Genomic DNA, 21,823 nt, shown 5'->3' with positions numbered 1-21,823 from the left:
ACGCCCCAAAAAATGGCGTTGCTCTAGATGACGAGGCTCAGCAGCCCCGCGACCACGAAGCCCGCCACCGACAGCACCGACTCCAGCACGGTCCACGACTTGAGCGTGTCCCGCTCGGAGATGCCGAAGTACTTCGCGACCATCCAGAACCCGCCGTCGTTGACATGCGAAGCGAAGATCGAGCCCGCCGAGATGGCCATGATGACCAGCGCCAGATGCGCCTGCGAGTAGTCGCCCTCGGTCAGCATCGGGGAGACGATCCCCGCCGTGGTGACGATCGCGACCGTCGCCGAGCCCTGCGCGACGCGCAGCACCACCGAGATCAGCCAGGCCAGCAGGATGACCGGCAGCCCCGCGCTGTCGAAGGCGTCGGCCAGCGCCTGGGCCACGCCGCTGCCCTTGAGCACCGCGCCGAAGACCCCGCCCGCGCCGACGACCAGCAGGATGTTGCCGATCGGCTTGAGGGAGGCGGTGGAGACGGTCTCCAGGGACTTACGGGACCAGCCGCGCCGGATACCCAGCAGGTAGTAGGCCAGCAGCAGGGCGATGGTCAGCGCCACGAAGGGGTGGCCGAAGAACTCGATCACCGAGCGGCCGGTGCTGGGGTCAAGCGCGATGGAGGAGAAGGTCGCGCAGAGGATGAGGACCAGCGGGGTGCCGATGATCGCGAGGACGGTGGAGACCGGCACCGGCCGCTCCGCGGGCGTGGCCCCCGCGGCGCGCTGCTCGGCGGCGACGGCCTCCTTGGACTCCTCGGCCGCCTCCAGCATGTCCTGCGGTACGGGGACGAAGAGGCGGTTGCCGATCCACGCGGCGTACGCCCAGGCGGCGAGCACGGACGGGACTCCGACGAGGATGCCCATCAGGATGACCCAGCCCAGGTCGACGTGGAGCAGCCCGGCCGCGGCCACCGGGCCGGGGTGCGGGGGCAGAAAGGCGTGGGTCATGGACAGGCCGGCCAGCATCGGCATCGCGTAGAGAACGATCGACTTGCCGCTGCGCTTGGCTGCCGCGTAGACGATCGGCGCGAGGACGAAGATGCCGACGTCGAAGAAGACGGGTATGCCGAAGATCAGGCCGGTCAGGCCCATCGCGAGCGGCGCGCGCTTCTCGCCGAACAGGCCGAGCAGCCGGGCGCTCAACGCCTCGGCGCCGCCGGAGACTTCGAGGATCGCGCCGAGCATGGTGCCCAGGCCGATGATGATGGCTATGTGGCCGAGGATGCCGCCCATACCGGACTCGATGAGCGAGACGGCGTCGGACTTCTGGACCGTGCCGAAGAGTTCGGTGACCGACAGACCGGCGGCCAGGCCCACCGCGATGGACACGCCGAGCAGCGCCACGAAGGGCTGCAGCCGGGCCTTGATGATCAGGAAGAGCAGCAGGGCGATGCCCAGGGCGGCGACGGTCAGCAGACCGGCGGTGCCGTCGATGATCATGAGGAGACCACCGGTGTGGGGTGGGGCCTCGGGAGCTGGGGCGGCGGTGAGCGGCATAGGGGGCTCCGGTTTTCGGGTAGGGGGGACCGCCACACGGCGGGGGGCCGCGCGCGGGGGAACTGGGGGTGCGGGTACGGAGGTTCAGAACGCTGGATTCCGACGAGGGTGGTGCGGGGGCGGAGGGAGTAGGGCGAGCGGCGGGGTACGGCGGGCGGGGCTGACCCCGCCCGCCGACCCGGACGCGGGCGCGGGCGCGGGTGTCAGCCGAGGACGGCGAGCGCGTCGATCTCGATGAGCAGCCCGGCGGGAAGGCCGACGTAGACGGTCGTACGGGCCGCCGGGGCCTCCTTCAGGTCCGCGAAGAAGTCGTTGTAGATCTCGTTGAGTTCGGCGAAGTGGGCGGTGTCGGTGAGGTAGACGCGCACCATCACCACGTCCTCCCAGCTCGCCCCGCCCGCCTCCAGGACGGACTGCACATTGCGCAGGGTCTGCAGGGTCTGCTCGCGCAGCGTCGGCCCGACCGGGGCCGGCGCCTGGCCCGGGACCGCGGGGCCGAAGCCGACCTGCCCGGCGACCTGGAGGAGGTTGCCCTTCTTGACGCCGTGCGAGAACTTGGCGGGGGGCGTGGTGTGGGTGTCCGGGGTGATCGCGATCTTCTGAAGCTTCTCGCTCATGGGGTTCCTTGGGTTTTCTGTGGGTTACTTGTCGTCGGGGTCCGGCTGGTCGGGGTCCGGCTCTTCGGGGTCCGGCTCTTCGGGGTCCGGCTCTTCGGGGTCTCGTTCGTCCTGTTCGTCGGGCGGGGCGCTTCCGGAGTACTCGCGGCTGATCGCCTCCGCGGTACGGCGCACCAGCGGCAGCAGCTCGATGAGTTCATCGGCGGAGACCACGACGTTCGGCGCGGAGACCGAACACGCGGCGACCACCCGCCCGTCCGCACCCCGGATGGGTGCCCCGACGCAGTTGATCGACTCCTCGTGGCCGCCGAGGTCGGTGGCCCAGCCCTGCTCCCGTACGGTCGCCAGCTCCTTGAGGAACGCGGTGGCGTTCGGGGTGGAGCGCGCGGTGTACGCGGGGTACTGAAGCCTCTCGGCGACCGCGCGCCGCTCCGCCTCGGGCAGATCGGCCAGCAGCAGCTTGGCGACCGCGGCGACGGTGATGGCGACGGGCTTGCCGATCCGCGAGTACATCCGGACCGGGTAGCGGCTCTCCACCTTGTCGATGTAGACCACCTCGTTCTCCTCGTACACGGCGAGGTGGACGGTGTGCCCGCACTGCTCGTTGAGCCCGGCCAGATACGGGTGGGCGATCTCGCGCACGTCCAGGTTCTCCACGGCCTGCTGGGCGAGCGCGAAGAGACGGGCGCCGAGCCGGTAGCGCTGGTCCTGCTGCCGGTAGACCATTCCGTGCTCATGCAGGGTGCGCAGCAGCCGCAGCGCGGTCGTCTTGTGCACGCCGAGCCGCTTGGCCACCTGCTCCAGGTTGGCCGGGCCCTCTGCCAGCAGCGGCAGGATGCTCAGCGCTCGGTCGACGGTCTGGCTCATGGGTGGGGCACCTCCGCGCTCACGGTCCCGGGCGTCCCGGGCGTCCCGGTGTCCGTCCAGCCGGGGCCGAATCGCAGTGTGCCCCACGCGCCGGCGTCGAGAGCGACCAGGCCGTCGGCGCGCTCGCGCGCGGGCGGGGTGCCGAGGTCGCCGGGGACGGTGAGGGCGGCGGCCGCCATCAGATGGCCGTGCCGCAGCCGTGCCGCGACGGACAGCCCGCGCAGGGTGCCGGACAGAAACCCGGCGGCGAAGGCGTCACCGGCCCCGACGGACGCGACCACATCGACGTCCAGGGCCGGTTCGAAGGTGACCGCGTCGCCGCCGTCCGGCTGCCGTGCGTACGCCGTGGCGCCCGCGCTCCCCTGCTTGACCACCAGCACCGCCGGCTCGGGCAGGGCCGCCCGGACCGCGTCCGCGCCGCGCAGCCCCCAGGCGGCCACGGCCTCGTCCTCGCCGACGAAGACGAGGTCGCAGCCGCGGGCAAGATCGAGAAGGAGTCGGCTGTCCCGACCGCGCCACAGCGCCGTGCGGTAGTTGACGTCGAAGGAGAGGAGGGGGCGGCCCGGCGCGCGGGCGGTGAGCTCCCGCATCAGGGTGTGGCAGTCGTCGGAGAGGGCCGCGGTGATCCCGGTGAGGTGCAGAACGCGGCCCGACCACGCCCACTCGCGGGGCACCAGACCCGGGGACATGGCCGAGGCGGCGGACCCGGCCCGGAAGTACACGACCTCGGAGAGCTTCCCTTCGTCCTCCTCGGTGAGCGCCCGCTCCCCCGCCGTACGGAAGTAGATGCCGGTGGGCCGGTCCGGGTCGCGCCGCACATACGAGACGTCCACGCCCGCGGCGGCGATCTCCGCGACGAGATGGTCCCCGAACCCGTCCGCCCCGACGCGGCTGATCCACCGGGCGGTGTGTCCGACGCGCGCGAGCGAGCACGCCACGTTGGACTCCGCACCGCCGATCCCCCGCGAAAACGCCGGCACGTCGGCGAGCCGGCCCGGTGAGGACGGCACGAAGGTGACCATCGACTCGCCGAGGCACACGACGTCGACGGCGTCGGCGACGTCCGCGGTGTCGGCGTGGAGGTCTGCAGACACGAGGGGCTGACTCCTTGCTGGCTCGGGTGTGGCGCGCGCACCGTTGACCGGGTGCTCGGCGGGATGTTAGACACCGTTAAGCGCTATACGCAATGACCGTTGCACATATTGCAACCAAGGATTTATGGGAGGCTCCATGGCCGCCGACCACCCGGCCAACCAGGCCGCCGACACACCCGACTCCCCCGTCGGGCGCCTCGCCCGCGAGCGCGTCGACCACCGCTTCAAGGGGCTGCCCCCCAGCGCCGAAGGCCGTACGGTCGGCGAGCTGGCCGCCGAGCGCCGCTCCCTGTTCACCGGCGGCTTCACCACCCCCGTCCTGGTGCTGTCCGCCGAGGCCCTGGAGCACAACCTCGCCGCCATGGAGCGCTACTCCGCCGCCCACGGACTGGCCTTCGCCCCGCACGGCAAAACCTCCCTCGCCCCCCAGCTCTTCGAACGCCAACTCGCCCACGGCGCCTGGGGCATCACCGCCGCCGTCCCCACCCATGTGCGCATGTACCGCGCCTTCGGCATCCAGCGGATCTTCCTCGCCAACGAGATCGTGGACGCCGCCGCGCTCGGCTGGCTCGCCCACGAGCTGGACGCCGACCCCGACTTCCGCTTCATCGCGTACGTCGACTCCCCGCGCGGCGTCGAGCTCATGGACGCGGCCCTGCGCGAGGCCGGCGCCCGCCGCTCGGTTGATGTCGTCGTCGAACTCGGCGCGGGCCCCGGCGCCCGCACCGGCGCCCGTACGGAGGCCGACTGCACGGCCGTCGCCGACGCGGTCGCCGCCACCGACACCCTCCGCCTCGTCGGCGTCGCCGGCTACGAGGGCGAGGTGCCGAAGCCGGACGGCGAACGGGTACGGGCGTGGCTGCGCCGCCTCACCGCGCTGGCCGTCGCCTTCGACGGCGAGGGCCGGTTCGCGGACGCGGACGAGATCGTGGTCAGCGCGGGCGGCAGCGCGTGGTTCGACGCGGTCGCGGACGTCTTCGCGGAGCTGCCCGAGCTGTCCGGCCCGGTCCTGAAGCTGCTGCGCTCCGGCGCGTACGTCTCCCACGACGACGGCCACTACCGCCACATCACCCCCTTCAACCGCATCCCCGACGAAGGCGCCCTGCACCCCGCCTTCCGCCTCTGGGCCCAGGTCGTCTCCCGCCCCGAACCCGGCCAGGCCTTCCTCAACGCGGGCAAGCGCGACGCGGCGTACGACCTGGACCTGCCCGAGCCCCAGCTCATCCGCTCCCCAGACGGCCCCGAACGCCCCGCCGCCGGCCTCACCGTCACCGGCCTCTCCGACCAGCACACCTGGCTCGCGGTCGAGGAGGGCGTCTCTCTGGAGGTCGGCGACTGGGTGGGCCTCGGCCTCTCCCACCCCTGCACCAGCTTCGACAAGTGGCAGCTGATCCCAGTGGCCGAGGCGGACGGCACGGTCACGGACTACATCCGCACCTTCTTCTAGCCCACCCACCGGCCGCCGGGTCCCGGCCCACTCCTGGCGGGGCGGGGCCCTCGCCGGGCCGTCGCAGGCCGCGGAGCGGGGGGCTTGGGGGGCTCCCCCCCAAGCCCCATGGGCGGGTGGGCGGGGAAGACAGCGCGCCGGAGGCGCGGAGCGATACGGACAGGGAGAGGCAGCGCATATGGACATGGTCATTCGCGACGCGCAGGTCATCGACGGCAGCGGCGGCGCGCGGTATCGGGCTGATGTCGCCGTCGACGGCGGGCGGATCGCCCGCATCGTGGCGGAGGGCGCCGGGCCGCGCCCGGCAGGTCGGCGGGTGGTGGAGGCCGGCGGACTCGCGCTCGCGCCCGGGTTCATCGATATGCACGCGCACAGCGACCTCGCGCTGCTGCGCGACCCGGACCACTCCGCCAAGGCCGCGCAGGGCGTGACCTTGGAGGTGATCGGCCAGGACGGCCTGTCGTACGCGCCCGTCGACGACCGCAGCCTCGCCGAGGTCCGTACGGCCATCACCGGCTGGAACGGCGACGGCTCGGACATCGACTTCAGCTGGCGCACCGTCGGCGAGTACCTGGACCGCCTCGACCACGGCTTCGACGGCCAGGGCATCGCGGTCAACGCCGCGTACCTCATCCCCCAGGGCACCGTCCGCATGCTCGCGGTCGGCTGGGCGGACCGGGACGCCACCGCGGACGAGCTGGAGCGGATGAAGCGGCTGGTCGCGGAGGGCCTGGCGCAGGGGGCGGCCGGGTTGTCGTCCGGGCTCACGTACACGCCCGGGATGTACGCGTCCGACGCCGAGCTCACCGAGCTGTGCCGCGTCGTCGCCGCGTACGACGGCTACTACTGCCCGCACCACCGCTCGTACGGCGCTGGCGCCCTGGAGGCGTACGAGGAGATGGTGGCGCTCACCCGCGAGGCGGGCTGCGCGCTGCATCTCGCGCACGCGACCATGAACTTCGGCCTGAACAAGGGCCGCGCCCCCGAACTGCTCGCGCTGCTGGACCGGGCGCTCGCCGAGGGCGCCGACATCAGCCTCGACACCTATCCCTACCTCCCGGGCTGCACCACGCTCGCCGCGCTGCTGCCGAGCTGGGCCGCCGAGGGCGGGCCGCAGGCCATCCTGGAGCGGCTCCGGGACGAGGCGACCGCCGAGCGGATCCGGCATGTCATGGAGGTGGAGGGGGCCGACGGGTGTCACGGTGTGCCCGTCGACTGGGACACCATCGAGATCTCGGGGGTCAGCCACCCGGCCCCGGCCCTGGAGGCGTACGTCGGCAGGACGGTCGCCCAGGCGGCGCACGAGCGCGGCGAGGCGCCATGGGACACCGCGCGCCGGCTGTTGCTGGAGGACCGGCTCGGCTCGACGATCCTGCAGCACGCCGGGCACGAGGAGAACGTGCGGGCGATCATGAAGCACCGTGTGCACACGGGCGGCAGCGACGGCATCCTGCAAGGCGCCAAGCCGCACCCGCGCGCGTACGGGACCTTCCCGCAGTATCTGGGCCGCTATGTGCGCGAGTTGGGCGTGCTGTCCCTGGAGGAGTGCGTGGCCCACCTCACCGCGCGCCCCGCGGCCCGCCTCCGCCTGCCCGACCGGGGCCTGGTCCGCGAGGGCTACCGCGCCGACCTGGTCCTCTTCGACCCGGAAACGGTCGCCGCGGGCTCCACCTTCGAGTGCCCGCGCACCCTGCCGACCGGGATCCCGCACGTACTCATCGACGGCCGCTTCGTCATCGAGGACGGGCGGCGTACGGACGTCCTGGCGGGGCGGTCGGTGCGGCGTACGCCGCAGGGCTGAGCAGGCAGGATGAGCAGGCAGGATGAGCAGACAGGATGAGCAGACAGGGTGAGCCGACGGGCCTCATGGCTCCGAGCGGGGGTGGGGTGCGGCGACGTGGCGGGCGGCGGCCAGGTCGGCCAGCAACAGCAGCTCCTGTGGGTCGGAGGTGACGCCCAGGGCCGCCAGTTCCCGGGCGCGGGCCTGGCGCGCGGGCGTGACGCGGCTGGTGAAGAAGATCAGCTGACCGTCATACCCTTCCCTCCGCAACCGCTCCATGTGCTCCAGGCCGCCCTCCTGCTCACTGCCCCTGGTGATATCGGAGATCAGCAGGTCGGGGGGCAGGACCTCGATCGCGCGGTCCGCCTCCTCCTGGTCGCGGGCGACATCCACCTCCCCCGCTCCCCGCTCCCCGCTCCCCGCTCCATGAGCATCCCCACCACGTGGGGGTTGAGTTGGGGGCGATCGGTCACCCAGAGGATGCGCAAGCCCGCCAGCGGGGCCGACAGCGGCCGGGACTGCTGTGTCGGCGCCTGAGGCACGGCCTGAGGTACGGATGCGGACTGAGGTACGGGCACGCCCCGCGACCGGGACGCGCCGACCCGGCTCCCGCGAGCAGCACCAGGAGGGCGCGGGCCGCCCGGATCAGGGCCCGCTGCTCGGTGACCCGCTGCAGCCCCCGGCGCAGCACCCGCCGGTCGAAGCGCATCAGCACCGACTTGATGAGCCCTTCCAGGGCGTCGGCGCCGGTGGAGGTCCACGCGTTGTACCAGACGGCATGAACGCCGGGCTCCTTCTGGAGCTCCGCGTCGACCAGCCGCATCAGGCTGCTCTTGCCCATGCCCCAGCCGGCGTCCACGGCGAGCGTGAAGGGCGTGGCGGCACGCGAGGCGAGGAGCAACTGGGCCAGGCGCCTCGCCGCGAGCCCGGCGCCGAGCTGATCGTCCGGCTCCGCGGCCACCGGCTCGTCGTTGAGTAAGGAAAACTGCGTCCGCTCGCCGGAACCCGCTGAGTCCGTCACCGTTCACCGTCCCCCGTGTCGGCATACGACCCCCGCCATTATGGCTCCCGACGGCTACCGATGGCTCCCGGCGGACGGTTCACCGCCCCCGTGCCGCGCCCGGCTCCAACTCCACCTCCACCAGCCGGTAGAGGTGGCGCCGCGCGGCCTCCGTGCTCAGCGGCGGGGCCTGGCGCAGCCGCTGCAGGGCCAGGCCGTCGGCGAGGGCGGCGAAGCGCACGGCGAAGTCGGCGGCGTCGGCGCAGCGGAAGTCACCCTCGTCGGCGCCCCGTTCGACGAGGGAGCGGATCTCGCCGTGCCAGCTCTCGTAGCGCTCGGTCTGGCCGCGGGCGAAGGCCTGGTCGCGGTCGCCCGCGTGCCAGTAGTCGAACCACATCCGCCAGTGGCGGTCGGTGTCGTCGGTGAACAGCGCGTCGATGAGCAGCCGCAGCCCCTCGGCGCCGCTGGTGGCGCGGGCGGCGGCCTCGCTGAGCGCCGCGTAGTAGCGCTCGATGTGCAGCACCATCGCCTCGGAGAGGACTTCCTGGACGCTCTCGAAGTGGTAGGTGACCGTGCCGACCGAGACCCCCGCCGCGGCCGCCACATCGCGTACGCCCACCGCCGCGGAACCGCGCTCCATGATGAGCGGTACGGCGGCCTCCACGATCAGGCGGCGGCGCACCTCGGTGGGCTGCCGGGTGCGCTCGGAGGCGGCGACGGCCCGCCGGGGGGCCTTGGGGCGGGCAGGTCGTGTCATGCCGAGGTCCTGGGGGTGGTGTGGTGCCAGCTGCGCTTGGCCACTGTTTCTCCGTTCGCCCGTGCTTCGAGGCTGCTGTCCATGATGAATTCCGTGGCCGTCGCGCGGAGTTCCGTACTGGTCACGATCGCCGCATCCCAGTCGCCCCGCCGCAGCCGGATGGTCCACTGGGAGCTTGCCACGGCCGAGCGCGGGTCGCCGCCGCGGATCCGGTACGTCTCCAGGGCGCTCTCCTCGTAGCGCAGACCGTCGGGGTAGGTGCGGGAGCCCCCGTAGTTGGGGTCCACCTCCAGGGTCCACTCCCCGGTCGCCACGTCGTGCCGCACCACCCGCTCGGGCCGGGGCCTGGCGGGTGGCTCGGTGGTCACCGGGAGCGGCGGGGCCTGCTCCGGCTCCTCGAAGGTGACCGGCGGGCGGCCGGCGTCGGCGTCCGGGTCGCGTACGGGGAGGAGTACGGCGCTGTCCGCGGGGCGTACGCTCAGCGCGCCGCGTTCGCCGTGCTCGCCGCGTTCGCCGTGCTCGCCGCGTTCGCCGTGCTCGCCGCGTTCGCCGTGCGGCCAGACCCACGGCCAGTACTGGTCGGAGACGGCGACGCGGATGCGGTGGCCGGGCGGGAAGGCGTACCCGATGGCGTTCAGCTCGAACTCCACGTCCTCGTACGTCCCCGGCACCCACTCCACCGCCTTGTCCCGGCCCTGCCGGGACAGCAGGTTGAGCACGCCCCGGGTGACCAGGGTCGAGGAGCCGTCGGGGGCGACGTCGCAGACGCGCGCGATGACATGCGCGCGCGGAGTGGCGCTGTCCAGGCGCAGCCGGACGCGCGGGCGGCCCAGGATCTCCACACGCCCGGTCAGCGGCGCGGAGTCGAAGCAGACCGAACGGCCGTCCTCCTCGCGCTGGTCGGGCGGCAGGTCGGTGGCATTGCCGAAGGGGAAGAAGCGGCCCGCGTCGATGCCGGTGTGCAGCGGGGAGCGCACGATCACCGGCTCCGTGCCGGTGCCGAGCGGCCGCTCGTCCCAGGTGACTGCCGGGGTGGGCCAGGCGTCGTCGGCGACCCAGCGGCCGGGCATGGCCGGGTAGTGGGTCGCGGGCGGCACCGGGTCGTTGATCCAGGAACGCAGGGCCGGCTCCGCCATGACCCCGGTGTCCACGCCCTTGAGCCAGTGGTCCCACCAGCGCAGCGTCTCCTGCAGAAAGCCGATCGCGGGGCCCGGCGGCAGGCCCCGGTCGGGGTACTGGTGCGACCAGGGCCCGATCAGCCCCCGTACGGGCGCGTCGAGATGCTCCACCAGCCGCAGCACGGTGTCCCGGTACGGGTCGGCCCAGCCGCCCACCGCGAGGACCGCCGCGTCGATGGCGCCGTAGTCCTCGCAGACGCTGCCGTGCCGCCAGTAGCCGTCCCGCTCCTGATGCGCCAGCCAGGTGTGCAGATACGGCTCCAGCGCCTCCAGCCGCTCCCGCCACATGGGCAGCCACCGGTCCTCGCCCACGGCGGCCGGGTCCGGCGGGCGGGCCGTGAACGCGAGCATGGTGCCGGCCCAGGCGAGCATGTCGATGCCGAGGACGGCGCCGCCGGTGTAGTGGACGTCGTTGTCGTAACGGTCGTCGGTCGAGCAGACGGTGACGATCGCCTTCAGCGGCTCCGGGCGCAGGGCGGCGATCTGGAGGGAGTTGAACCCGCCCCACGAGATGCCGAACATGCCGACCTTGCCCGTACACCACGGCTGGGCGGCCAGCCACTCCACGACGTCGACCCCGTCGGCGAGCTCGGTCTCGGTGTACTCGTCGAGCATCACGCCCTCGGAGTCCCCGCTGCCGCGCAGATCGACCCGGACGGAGGCGTAGCCGTGCCCGGCGTACCAGGGGTGACGCTGCGCGTCGCGCGGGGCGGTCCAGTCGCTCTTGCGGTACGGCAGGTACTCCAGCAGCGCGGGGACGGGGTCCGCGGCGGCGTCGACGGGGCGCCAGATCCGCGCGTGCAGCCGGGTGCCGTCCCGGGTGGGGATCCAGACGTCCTCCGCCTGGACCTCGCGGTCGAACTGCTCGCGGTATCTCACGTGTGTGGCCCTTCTTTTGCGCCTAAACCGGCGCCGCTCTCGCGGACCTGGTTACTCGCCATGGGGGTTGCTCAATTGATGGTTGCGCCCGTCCGGGCGGAAGAGTGCGCCCCGTCAGGGAGGGGCCGTCGCGGACGGTCATGGCGCCGCCGGGCGCCAGCGGCGGATGCGGTGGTCGGCGCCGAGGTCGGTCCAGATGTCGTCCGGTGCCGCGGCGTCCTGCCAGTCGTCGGCCACCCCCGCGTCCGTGTCCACGTCCACGCCCGCGTCCGCGTCGGGGTCCAGCGCCGCGGCCATGAGGCGGCGGGTGTAAGGGTGGCCCGGGGACGCGAAGACCGCGTCCGTGGGGCCCTCTTCGACCACCACCCCGTGCCGCAGCACCACCACCCGGTCGGCGATCCCCCGCACCACCGCCAGGTCGTGGCTGATGAACAGGCACGCGAGATCGCGTTCGCGCCGCAGATCGTCGAGCAGGCGCAGCACTTCGGCCTGGACGGAGACGTCGAGCGCGGTGGTGATCTCGTCGGCGATCAGTACGTCGGGCTCGCCGGCCAGCGCCCGGGCGATTCCGATCCGCTGCCGCTGACCGCCCGAGAGCTGCGCGGGCAGGCGGTCGGCGAGGGCCGGGTCGAGGCGTACGTCGGCGATGAGCTGTTGGGCGCGGGCGGCGGCGGCCGTACGGGAGGGTGCCGTGCCGAAGAAGCGCAGTGGGCGCCGTACCGCATCGCCCACCGAACGCCGGGGGTTCAGGGACGTGTCGGCGTTCTGGAAGACCAGTTGGATCTTGCGCCGGAGGGGCAGCGGCCGCTGTCGGGCCGGGCGGGCCAGGTCGCCAAGGGACCCGGTCAGGTCCCCGTCAGGCCCGGTCAAGTCACCGTCGGAGCCGGTCAGGTCGCCGTCGGAGCCGGTGCCCGCGCCCCCGCCCGCCCCCGTCGCGGTCATCTCACCCCCCGACGGCGCCCGCAGCCCCGCCAGCGACCACGCCAGCGTGGACTTGCCGCTGCCGGACTCGCCGACCAGCGCCAGCACTTCCCCGCGCCGCACCCGGAACGACACTCCATCGACCGCGCGGCTCGCGCCGTAGTCGATGGTGATGTCGCGGACGGCGACCGCCTCCGGGGCGTCGGCCGGGACCTGGGCCTTGGGGCGGATCTCGCGGGTGCCGTCCTCGGCGACGAGGGCGAGACCGGCGTCGGACAGGCGCGGGACGCTGGCCAGCAGCCGCCGGGTGTACGGGTCGGCGGGCGCGGCGAAGAGGCGGCGGGTGGGGGCGGCCTCCACGACCCGGCCGGCGCGCAACACCGCGACCTCGTCGGCCATGTGGTTGACGACGCCGAGGTCGTGGCTGACCAGGACGGCGGCGAGGCCGAGTTCGTCGCGCAGCGCGGCGAGCAGGTCGAGGACGCCGCGCTGGGTGATGACGTCGAGGCCGGTGGTGGGTTCGTCGAGGACGAGGACCTTGGGGCGGGCGGCGATGGCCATGGCGATGGCGACGCGCTGCTGCTGCCCGCCGGAGAGTTCGTGCGGGTAGCGGCGGGCGAGTTCGGCGGGGCGCGGGAGGCGGACCTGGTCGAGGAGGTCGGTGACGGCGGTGCGGTCGGCGGCGGTGCGGTCGGCGGCGTCGCCGCGCAGGGCCTCCGCGATCTGCCGGCCGACCCGCATCGAGGGGGTCAGGGCGTGCCCGGCGTTCTGCGCGACCATGGCGACCGTACCGCCGCGCAGCCGCCGCAGTTCCTTCGCCGGGAGGGCGAAGACATCGCGCCCGTCGACCCGCACCGTGCCCGCGGTGATGCGCGAGCCGTGCCGCAGATGTCCGAGCAGGGTGGCGGCGACGGTCGACTTGCCGCTGCCGGACTCGCCGACGAGGGCGAGGGTCTGTCCGGGGCTCAGCGCAAAGCTGACGTCGTGGACGACGGGGACGTCCCTGCCCCCGGAGCGGTAGGCGACGCTCAGGCCTTCCACGGAAACGATGGCGGTCATCAGGAGCCCTCCCGGATCCGGTCCACGCCCCACGCCTTGGAGAGGCCGTCGGCCGCGAGATTGAGCCCGATCACGAGCGTGGCCAGGGCGATGATGGGCGCCAGGCTCGCCATCGGTACGACGGTGATGGCGGTGCGGTTCTCGGCGACCATCAGCCCCCAGTCGGGGGTGGGCGGGTTGGCGCCGAAGCCGAGGAAGGACAGGGAGCTGATCAGCAGCACCACCCACGAGGCGCGCATCGCGAACTCGACGCACACCACGTCAACAATGTTGGGCAGCACCTCGCGCCACAGGATCGACCAGGTCCGCTCGCCGCGGGCGCGCGCGGCGGTGACGTAGTCGGCGGGGGCGACGGCCAGCGCGGCGCCGCGGACGACCCGTACGACCTGCGGGACGTAGACGACGGCGATGGCGAGCACGATGACCGCGGGCCCGGTGCCGAGCGCGGTGACGACGACCAGCAGGGCGAGGATCGAGGGGATGGACAGCACGGCGTCCAGCACCCGCATCAGCACATCGTCCAGCCAGCCGCCGCGCAGCGCGGCCGCGCAGCCGAGGACGGTGCCGAGGGAGATGGTCAGCACGGTCGCGGCGACGGAGACGCCGAGCGCGTACCGCCCGCCGTACAGCACCCGGGCCAGTACGTCGCGCCCGTACTGGTCGGTGCCCGCCCAGTGGTCGGCGCCGGGGCCGAGCAGGGCCTGCGAGGCGTCGCCGACCGTCGGCTCGTACGAGGTCAGCACGGGGGCGAGCAGCGCGATCAGGACGTGGACGGCGACGATCGCGAGCCCGATGGTGGCGGCGCGGGAGGAGCGTACGGTGCGCCAGGTGCGGGCGGCGAAGCCGGGCCGGGCGGCGGGAGCTTCGACCCGCTCGGCCGAAACAAAGGGGGTCTTCAGGGTGCTCATCGAGTCCGCCCTCCTCGGGTCCTGAGCTTGGGGTTGAGGGCCATGGCGCCGAGGTCGGCGGCCAGGTTGCAGCAGACGTAGACGACCGCGCTGATCAGGGCGATGGCCTGGATGACGGGCAGGTCGCGGTTCTGTACGGAGGAGAGCATCAGCTTGCCGATGCCCGGGTAGTTGAAGACGTTCTCGACGACGGCCACCCCGCCGACCAGCCACGCCACATTGAGCGCGATGACGTGCAGGGTGGGCAGCAGCGCGCCGGGCAGGGCGTGGCGGGTGACCACGCGCCAGGTGGACAGGCCCTTGAGCCGGGCGGTGGTGACGTATTCACCGGCCATGACGTCGATGACCGAGGTACGGGCCATCCGCACGATGTACGCGGCCATCACGATCGCGAGCGAGGCGGCGGGCAGCCACACAGCCGGGAGCAGTTGTCCGACGCTCGCGTCGGGCCCGTAGAGCACCACGGCGGGCAGGACGGGGACGGCGATGGAGAAGAGCAGCACCAGCACGGTGGCGACCACGAACTCGGGGACGCTCATCCCGATCAGGCTGACGGTGGAGATGAGGTGGTCGGGCCAGCGGTCGCGGTAGAGGCCGGCGACGATGCCCAGTACGAGCGAGCCGGTGACCGCGAAGAGGACGGTGACGACGGCGATCAGCGCGGAGTTGCCGAGGTACTGGGAGACCTCGCCGCCCACCGGCTTGACGTTGACGAGCGAGGTGCCGAAGTCGCCGTGGAACGCGCCCTTGACCCACTCCAGGTAGCGCTCCCAGGCGGGCTGGTCGAGGTGGAGCTTGTCGCGCAGCGCGGCGACGGCGGTGGGGGTGGCGTCCTTGCCGAGCACCTGGGTGGCGACGTCGCCGGGCAGGGACTGGACGGCGAGGAAGACCAGGACGGAGGAGAGCAGGAGCGTGCCGAGCGCGGCCACGACCCGTCGTACGACAAAGGAGAGCACGTCTCTCACGCCCCCTTCAGCCCGATGCCGAGGTAGTCGAACTCGAAGCCGTGCTCCGCGTAGCCGCGCACCTTGCGGGAGATGCCGACGAGCCGGTCGGCGAACATCGGGGTGATCGCCCCGCCCCGCTCCACGACCGCGCTCTGCGCCTGCCGGTAGAGCTCGCGGCGGCGGGCGTCGTCGGTCTCGCGGCGGGCCCGGTCGAGCAGCGCGTCGAAGTCCTTGTCGGCCCAGGCGGTCTCGTTGTACGAGGAGCCGCCCCGGAAGACCTGGTTGAGGAGCTGGTCGACGGGGCGGCCGGTGTACCAGTAGGTGGCCATGAGGGGCTTCTTCATCCAGATCTGGGTGTAGTACGAGTCGGCGGCGGCCGTTCTGACCCGGATCCGGATGCCGGCCCGCTTGGCGGACTCCTGGTAGGCGAGGGCCATGGGCGTGAAGATCGGGTCGTACGAGGAGGTGTAGAGGTCGACCGCGAGCCGTTCCTGCCCGGCCTGTTTGAGCAGGTGGCGGGCCTTTTCGGGGTCGTGGGCCGGGTGGGTGGCGAGGTGGCCGGGGTCGGTGGGCGGCACGGGGTTGTCCCAGCCGACGGTGCCCGCGCCCTGGAGGGCGACCTTCAGGACGTGCTCGGGGTCGTAGGCGAGCTTCATCGCCTGCCGCACCCGTATGTCGGTGAAGGGCTTCTCGGTGGTGAGCATCGGCAGCACGTACCACTGGGCGTTCTTCGCCCGGGCGACGGTGGCGCGGGACGAGTTGGCGACGACGCGGGCGGTGGCGAAGTCCAGGTTGGTCTGGGAGAGCAGATCGACCTGGCCGGCGAGCAGGGCGTTGGAGCGTGCCTGCATATCGGCGACGGAGTAGAAGTCGATCGAGTCCAGGACGGGACGGCCGGCCCAGTGGTCCGGGTACGCGGTGATCCGGCCGGGTCCGGCGGCGGTGAAGGAGACCAGTTTGAAGGGGCCGGTGCCGATGCCGGTGCGGCCGATGGAGGCGGCGCTGCCGTCGGGGATGACGTAGCAGTTGTAGTTGGTGAGCAGGCTCGGGAACTCGGCGTTCGGGGACTTCAGCGGGACGACGAGGGTGTGTGCGTCGGGGGTGCGCAGCCGCTTCGGGTCGACCAGCGGCGCCAGCACGCCGGCCTGCGGGGAGGCGGTCTTGGGGTCGAGGATGTGGCGCAGGGTGTAGGCGGCGTCGGCGGAGGTGAAGGCGCGGCCGTCGTGGAAGGTGACGCCGCGGCGCAGCCGGAAGGTCCAGGTGCGGACGGCTTCGTCGGGCTCCCAGGACTCGGCGAGGTCGGGGGCCAGGGCTCCGTCGGGGCCGATCCGCACCAGCCGGTTGTAGAGGGCGCCCAGGTATTCGTACGCCGACAGGGAGCTGGCCGGGTCCAGGGTCTCGGCGTCGGAGGCGGGCGGCCGGGCGATGCGCAGGGTGCCGCCGCGGTCGGGGCGGCCGGCGGGCCCGGCGGTGGGGAGGGCGTCGGCCGGGGACGCGGAGGCCGCGCCCGAACAGCCGCTGAGCAGCCAGGACGCACCGAGCGCGGCGCCGCTCGCCGCCGCGCCGGCGAGCAGCGACCTGCGCGGTATCCCGGCCGCCCCCGGGGTGGGCGGGATACCGGCCGCCCCCGGGGCGTGTCGGGGTGAGGTGTCGGACATGGGCCGGCCACCCTTCTCCGCTATTCGTTCAGCGGAACGATTCGTTGAAGTGCGTGAACGATAGCCAGCCGACCCGTCCGGGCCAACCCTTCGCGCGCGGAAATCAACCCGGGAAACCGACTCGTTACCCGGCGCGCGCCGCCGTCCCATCCGCCCGGAGACGCCCGAAGACGCCCCGTTGCACCGCCTTGCGCCGCCTTACGCCGCCGACGTGGCGAAGAACACCGAGCGGTCCCGGTTACACCGCCGTAAGGTGGCCGACATGCAGGTGATCCAGTCCACGAAGCTCTCCAACGTCTGCTACGAGATCCGGGGCCCGGTACTCGAGGAGGCGATGCGACTGGAGGCTGCCGGTCACCGCATCCTCAAGCTCAACACCGGCAACCCCGCGACCTTCGGCTTCGAATGCCCGCCGGAGATCCTGGAGGACATGCTCCGCAACCTCGGCGGGGCGCACGGATACGGCGACGCCAAGGGGCTGCTGTCCGCCCGGCGCGCGGTGATGCAGCACTACCAGACCAAGGGCATCGACCTGGACGTCGAGGACGTATTCCTCGGCAACGGCGTCTCCGAGCTGATCCAGATGGCCATGCAGGGCCTGCTCGACGACGGCGACGAGGTCCTGGTCCCCTCCCCCGACTACCCGCTGTGGACCGCAGCGGTCTCACTCGCCGGGGGCACCGCCGTGCACTACCGCTGCGATGAGCAGTCGGACTGGATGCCCGACCTGGCCGATATCGAGCGCAAGGTCACCGACCGCACCAAGGCCCTGGTCATCATCAACCCGAACAACCCGACGGGCGCGGTGTACGACGAGGAGATGCTGCGGGGCCTCACCGAGCTCGCCCGCCGCCACAACCTGGTCGTCTGCTCCGATGAGATCTACGACAAGATCCTCTACGACGGCGCCACCCACACCCCCACCGCGGCCGTCGCCCCCGACCTGCTGACCCTGACCTTCAACGGGCTCTCCAAGGCGTACCGCGTCGCGGGCTACCGCAGCGGCTGGCTCGCGATCTGCGGCCCCAAGGCCCACGCCACCAGCTACCTCGAGGGCCTGACCATCCTCGCCAATATGCGGCTGTGCGCCAATATGCCCGCCCAGCACGCGGTGGCCGCGGCCCTCGGCGGCCGCCAGTCCATCAAGGACCTGGTGCTGCCGGGCGGCCGGCTGCTTGAGCAGCGCGATACGGCGTACGAGCTGCTGACCCAGATCCCGGGCGTGAGCTGCGTCAAGCCGAAGGGCGCGCTGTACGCGTTCCCGCGGCTCGACCCCACGGTCTACAAGATCAAGGACGACCGGCAGATGGTCCTGGACCTGCTGCGCTCCGAGAAGATCATGATCGTGCACGGTACGGGCTTCAACTGGCCGGAGCCGGACCACTTCCGGATCGTGACGCTCCCGGCGAAGAAGGACCTGGCGGACGCGGTGACGCGGATCGGAAAGTTCCTGGACGGCTACAGCCAGCACTGACGCCGGCACCGGCTCCCACCAGCCGTTCGGCCACCCCGACGGATCCGCCCCTTAGCGGGAGCTCAACTTTAGACAGAGTCTAAGTTAGGATGGTCTCCTGAGAACCCTTGGAGGCCATCCATGTACGAGCCGATCCGCACCAAATCGGTCCACACCATGGCCGAGCCCAGGCTCGACTTCCCCCACCGCTCCCGCGAGGAGGAGCTGGACAACCAGCTGGCGGGCCACCTCACCGCGCTGCTGACCGTGACCGACGAGCTGCGCGCCCTCACCCCCGCCCCCGCCCTCGACACCGCCGCCCAGCGCCTCACCGACCAGATCACCCGGCTGCGCGACGGCCGCTCCCCCTTCCGCGCCGCCCCCACCGCGACCACCACCACCCCGGCCCACATCACCGCCCTCCGCCAGCGCGCCCACACCCTGGCCGGCCGCGCCCTGGTCGTCGCCACCTCCCGCGACGACGCATCCGCCACCGCCCTGGCCGCCGAGCACCTGGAGACCCACGCGGCGGCCCTCGGCATCAGCGGCTGAACCAGTCCTGCCCCCGGCCGGTGATCAGCGCCCCGCCGATCGCGAGGGGGAGGACCAGGCTGATGGCCATGGAGCCCGCGCTCACACCCTGAAGCCCCAGCCAAACGGCCACGACCCCGAACAGCGCGCCCACCACGGCCAGCGTCTCGACGACGACGAACACGGTCCACACCCACCCGAACCGCTTCTGCGCGAAGAGGCTGGCGACGGCCAGCAGTACCGCCATGACGATGGAGAAGTACGCGAGCCCCCGCACCAGACCGGGCTCCGAGACCTCCTGGCCGTGGCCGAGCCGGCTGTCCACTTCGGACAGCAGCGAGCCCCCGGCGATCAGGTTGGCCACAGCCTGAGCCCATACGCCCGCCACGGCGAACTTGACCCTGCCCGGCATGCGCTCCAGGACCTGATCCACCATCAGATCTCACCTTTCCCACGATGCGCCACATGCACCACATGCACCACATGCGCCACGTGCACCCCTCGGCCGAGGCGGACCCCCGGCACCTCCTGACCGTCCCGCACCCGGGCGGGGACCGGTCCCGGGCGTTGTCAGCGGCGGCTGAGACGATCGCGCCATGACGGATACCGCTGCCATCACCGCCTACTGGGACGCCGCCGCGCCCGACTTCGACGACGAACCCGATCACGGCCTGCGGGCCGAGCACACCCGCCAGGCGTGGGCCCGCCTCCTGGAGAGCTGGATGCCGCCCGCGCCGGCCCGCGTGCTGGATGTGGGCTGCGGCACCGGCTCGCTCGCGCACCTGCTGGCGGCGGCCGGTCACCACGTCACCGGCGTGGACCTCGCGCCCCGTATGGTCGACCAGGCCCGGGCCAAGCTCACCGCCGCCGGCTTCACCGGCACCTTCCTCGTCGGGGACGCCGCCCAACCGCCCACCGGCGAAGACCGCTTCGACGCGCTGCTCTGCCGCCACCTGCTGTGGACCCTGCCCGACCCGCACGCCGCCCTGCGCCAGTGGACCGCCCGGCTGCGCCCCGGCGGCACCCTCGTCCTGGTCGAAGGACGATGGCGCGAGGCCGGGCAGAGCGGCGTCCCGTACGTGGCCGGCGCCGAAACCCTGCCCTGGCACCAAGGGATCACCGCCCAAGACCTGACGGCCGCCGTCCGCCCCCTCGTGACCGAGCTGCGCATCGACGACCTCAGCGGCGACGGCGAGCTGTGGGGCGGACCGGTCAGCGATGAGCGGTACGCGCTGATCGCCCGCATCTGAACCAGGCCGGCCCGAGGGCCACAAGGGGAGTCGTGTGATGTTCAGCGGCGAAGAACGGAGCCGTGTCCGGGGCCAGTTGCTCGCGAAGGCGGAAGCCGACGACGCCATCGTCGGCGCCGCCTTCACCGGCTCGTACGCAACGGGGGCCGATGACCGCTGGTCGGACACCGACCTCGTCCTCGCCGTCCGCGGCGAGTTGCCCGCGACGCTGGACCGATGGACGCGGTGGCTCTACGACGAGCTCGGCGCGCGACACCACTGGGATCTGCCGGCCGGCTCACGGGTCATCCGCGTCTTCCTGCTGCCGGATTGGCTCGAGCTCGATCTGACCTTCGCACCGGAGGCCGAGTTCGGCCCAAGGGGACCGCAGTGGCAGACGGTCTTCGGCCGGACACAGTCGCTCGACCCCTTCCAGGACCCCGACCACAACACCCTGGTCGGACTCGTCTGGCATCACGCCCTGCACGCCCGCATCTGCCTGCACAGAAGGCGCTGGTGGCAAGCCGAGTACTGGATCAGCGCCATCCGCGACCACGTCATCACGCTGGCCTGCCTGCGGCTGGGCCACCCCGCCGCGCATGCGAAGGGCGCCCATCTGCTGCCCGAAGAAGTCACAGCACCGCTGGAGAGCACTCTCGTCCGCTCGCTCACGGAACCGGAGCTGGGCCGCGCCCTGACCGCGGCTCTCACCGTCGCGACGGAGGAACTGGAACGATCCGATCCAGCGCTCGCCACCCGCCTGTGCCCGATGCTCGCGGAACTATCGCCGCGGGTAGAGGAAGCTCATGAGCCGTCGACCGCGCACGGCGGTCGCGGGAAGGTCTGAGGGCGGTAATGGACAAGGTACTTGCGGGCCTGGACGAGGCGGTCGGCGCCGGGGATCCCGGGGAGGGCGTGGACGCGGAGGCCGTGGCGCGGGCGGCCCGGCAGCAGGGCGAGCGCCCCGTGCCCGGTATCGAGGACATGGCCTCGTATCTCGCCGCCCAGGTGGCCGACGACTCCTACCGGGAGGTCATCGGCCCGCTGCTGGACGGCCAGGGCGCGAGCGGGGTCATCGTCCGGCGCGGCGCGGTCCTCGCGTCCTGGGGGGATCCGGCGCGCGCCGAGATGGCGTACAGCGCGACGAAGAGCGTGCTGGCGCTGGTGGCCGGAATCGCCCACGACGACGGGCTGCTCGTCCTCGACGAGCCGGTCGCGGTCCGCGTCGGGCTGCCGCAGTTCGCCGACGACCACGGGCGGGGCATCACCTGGCGCCATCTGCTGGACCAGACGAGCCAGTGGGAGGGCGAGCTGTGGGGGAAGCCGACATCGGTCGACGCGCAGAGCACGCGGGAGGGCACCGAGTCGCCCGGCGGGCCGCCCGGTGAGGGCTGGGCGTACAACGACGTCCGTGTGAACCTCGCCGCCCTGGCACTCACCGCTCTGTTCGGGCGGGCCCTGCCGGACGTCCTGCGGGACCGCGTCATGAACCCCATCGGCGCCTCGTCGTCCTGGTCCTGGCACGGCTACGCCAATTCCCTCACGGACGTCGACGGCGCCCGCGTACCGGTGGTCTCCGGCGGCGCCCACTGGGGCGGGGGCCTGTGGATCAACGCGCTCGACCTGGCCCGCCTTGGGCACCTGTGTCTGCGCGGCGGCCGATGGGGCCGGCGGCAGGTCCTGTCCGGCCGCTGGATCGAGGAGATGTGGACCCCGTGCCGGCACAAGCCCAACTACGGCTTGTCCTGGTGGCTCAATGACCACCACACCGTATGGCCGACTGCCCCGGCGACCGGCCGCTGCGCCCGCGGCAACGGCGGCGGCCACCTGCTGTGGGTCGACCCGTCCCGCGACCTGGTCATCAGCTCCCGCTGGGGCACGGAGGTCGAAACCCTGCTCGCCGCGGTCTCACAGGCGGTGGAACCGGGCCCGCCCGCCGGATGAGGCCGTGCGCGCCTCATCGACGTAGGCGCTGTGCCCACGCGGGGCCGACCCTGCGTGG

20 protein-coding genes are annotated in these 21,823 nt (G+C 72.6%); 7 read left to right on the top strand and 13 right to left on the bottom strand.

The window, feature by feature from the left end:
* Positions 1 to 23: 23 nt before the first annotated feature.
* From ACWDSL_RS24310 to ACWDSL_RS24295, 4 genes are all read right to left on the bottom strand, one after another.
* Entirely contained in the window at positions 24 to 1,496 is a 1,473-nt protein-coding gene (locus ACWDSL_RS24310; protein ID WP_385628986.1) for a GntP family permease, read from the bottom strand.
* Between the two features lie 203 nt (positions 1,497 to 1,699).
* On the bottom strand, positions 1,700 to 2,113 hold the full coding sequence (locus ACWDSL_RS24305) for a RidA family protein (protein WP_450488672.1): 414 nt from the start codon (positions 2,111 to 2,113) through the stop codon (positions 1,700 to 1,702).
* Positions 2,114 to 2,137: 24 nt separating this feature from the next.
* Positions 2,138 to 2,980: an IclR family transcriptional regulator gene (locus ACWDSL_RS24300; RefSeq protein WP_450488670.1), complete on the bottom strand. Its 843-nt coding sequence runs from the start codon at positions 2,978 to 2,980 to the stop codon at positions 2,138 to 2,140.
* Positions 2,977 to 4,074, bottom strand: a complete 1,098-nt coding sequence (locus tag ACWDSL_RS24295) for a sugar kinase (RefSeq protein ID WP_450488668.1) — start codon at positions 4,072 to 4,074, stop codon at positions 2,977 to 2,979. The genes ACWDSL_RS24300 and ACWDSL_RS24295 overlap by 4 nt, the downstream gene beginning before the upstream one ends.
* Positions 4,075 to 4,210: 136 nt before the next feature.
* Here ACWDSL_RS24295 and ACWDSL_RS24290 point away from each other — a divergent pair, with 136 nt between their 5' ends.
* Positions 4,211 to 5,521, top strand: coding sequence for an amino acid deaminase (locus ACWDSL_RS24290; RefSeq protein ID WP_450488666.1), 1,311 nt, complete (start codon positions 4,211 to 4,213; stop codon positions 5,519 to 5,521).
* 178 nt (positions 5,522 to 5,699) lie between these two features.
* Positions 5,700 to 7,322: an N-acyl-D-amino-acid deacylase family protein gene (locus ACWDSL_RS24285; protein WP_450488664.1), complete on the top strand. Its 1,623-nt coding sequence runs from the start codon at positions 5,700 to 5,702 to the stop codon at positions 7,320 to 7,322.
* 63 nt (positions 7,323 to 7,385) lie between these two features.
* On the opposite strand, the gene ACWDSL_RS24280 is transcribed toward ACWDSL_RS24285, so the two are convergent.
* The 8 genes from ACWDSL_RS24280 to ACWDSL_RS24245 all read right to left on the bottom strand — a co-directional run bounded on the left by ACWDSL_RS24280 (position 7,386) and on the right by ACWDSL_RS24245 (position 16,608).
* Positions 7,386 to 7,694: a hypothetical protein gene (locus ACWDSL_RS24280; protein ID WP_450488662.1), complete on the bottom strand. Its 309-nt coding sequence runs from the start codon at positions 7,692 to 7,694 to the stop codon at positions 7,386 to 7,388.
* Between the two features lie 76 nt (positions 7,695 to 7,770).
* On the bottom strand, positions 7,771 to 8,322 hold the full coding sequence (locus tag ACWDSL_RS24275) for a P-loop NTPase fold protein (protein ID WP_450488660.1): 552 nt from the start codon (positions 8,320 to 8,322) through the stop codon (positions 7,771 to 7,773).
* Positions 8,323 to 8,401: 79 nt separating this feature from the next.
* A complete protein-coding gene (locus tag ACWDSL_RS24270) occupies positions 8,402 to 9,058 on the bottom strand; it encodes a TetR/AcrR family transcriptional regulator (protein WP_450488658.1) in 657 nt (218 codons plus the stop codon).
* Positions 9,055 to 11,115 (bottom strand): CocE/NonD family hydrolase, encoded by a 2,061-nt coding sequence (locus tag ACWDSL_RS24265; RefSeq protein ID WP_450488656.1) that lies wholly within the window; start codon positions 11,113 to 11,115, stop codon positions 9,055 to 9,057. The genes ACWDSL_RS24270 and ACWDSL_RS24265 overlap by 4 nt, the downstream gene beginning before the upstream one ends.
* Before the next feature lie 138 nt (positions 11,116 to 11,253).
* Positions 11,254 to 13,095 (bottom strand): dipeptide ABC transporter ATP-binding protein, encoded by a 1,842-nt coding sequence (locus ACWDSL_RS24260; RefSeq protein WP_450488654.1) that lies wholly within the window; start codon positions 13,093 to 13,095, stop codon positions 11,254 to 11,256.
* Positions 13,095 to 14,003: an ABC transporter permease gene (locus ACWDSL_RS24255; protein WP_450488652.1), complete on the bottom strand. Its 909-nt coding sequence runs from the start codon at positions 14,001 to 14,003 to the stop codon at positions 13,095 to 13,097. Before ACWDSL_RS24255 ends, ACWDSL_RS24260 begins: the two co-directional genes overlap by 1 nt.
* Entirely contained in the window at positions 14,000 to 14,959 is a 960-nt protein-coding gene (locus tag ACWDSL_RS24250; RefSeq protein WP_450488694.1) for an ABC transporter permease, read from the bottom strand. The genes ACWDSL_RS24255 and ACWDSL_RS24250 overlap by 4 nt, the downstream gene beginning before the upstream one ends.
* 5 nt (positions 14,960 to 14,964) lie before the next feature.
* Complete coding sequence (locus ACWDSL_RS24245) at positions 14,965 to 16,608, bottom strand: ABC transporter substrate-binding protein (RefSeq protein ID WP_450488650.1); 1,644 nt, start codon at positions 16,606 to 16,608, stop codon at positions 14,965 to 14,967.
* 262 nt (positions 16,609 to 16,870) lie between these two features.
* On the opposite strand from ACWDSL_RS24245, the gene ACWDSL_RS24240 reads away from it, so the two are divergent.
* Positions 16,871 to 18,082, top strand: coding sequence for a pyridoxal phosphate-dependent aminotransferase (locus ACWDSL_RS24240; protein ID WP_450488692.1), 1,212 nt, complete (start codon positions 16,871 to 16,873; stop codon positions 18,080 to 18,082).
* Between the two features lie 120 nt (positions 18,083 to 18,202).
* Entirely contained in the window at positions 18,203 to 18,613 is a 411-nt protein-coding gene (locus ACWDSL_RS24235) for an SCO4983 family protein (RefSeq protein WP_450488648.1), read from the top strand.
* On the opposite strand, the gene ACWDSL_RS24230 is transcribed toward ACWDSL_RS24235, so the two are convergent.
* Positions 18,603 to 19,028, bottom strand: a complete 426-nt coding sequence (locus tag ACWDSL_RS24230) for a hypothetical protein (protein WP_450488646.1) — start codon at positions 19,026 to 19,028, stop codon at positions 18,603 to 18,605. The two genes, ACWDSL_RS24235 and ACWDSL_RS24230, sit on opposite strands and share 11 nt — an antisense overlap.
* Before the next feature lie 160 nt (positions 19,029 to 19,188).
* Here ACWDSL_RS24230 and ACWDSL_RS24225 point away from each other — a divergent pair, with 160 nt between their 5' ends.
* The 3 genes from ACWDSL_RS24225 to ACWDSL_RS24215 are packed head-to-tail and all read left to right on the top strand — an operon-like array spanning position 19,189 to position 21,765.
* A complete protein-coding gene (locus ACWDSL_RS24225) occupies positions 19,189 to 19,842 on the top strand; it encodes a class I SAM-dependent methyltransferase (protein ID WP_450488644.1) in 654 nt (217 codons plus the stop codon).
* A gap of 37 nt (positions 19,843 to 19,879) precedes the next feature.
* Positions 19,880 to 20,668: a hypothetical protein gene (locus tag ACWDSL_RS24220; protein ID WP_450488642.1), complete on the top strand. Its 789-nt coding sequence runs from the start codon at positions 19,880 to 19,882 to the stop codon at positions 20,666 to 20,668.
* 8 nt (positions 20,669 to 20,676) lie between these two features.
* Positions 20,677 to 21,765: a serine hydrolase domain-containing protein gene (locus tag ACWDSL_RS24215; protein WP_450488640.1), complete on the top strand. Its 1,089-nt coding sequence runs from the start codon at positions 20,677 to 20,679 to the stop codon at positions 21,763 to 21,765.
* Positions 21,766 to 21,823: the final 58 nt, after the last annotated feature.

Source organism: Streptomyces sp. NPDC000941, assembly GCF_053599555.1.
This window is presented reverse-complemented; position numbering and strand designations above follow the sequence as displayed.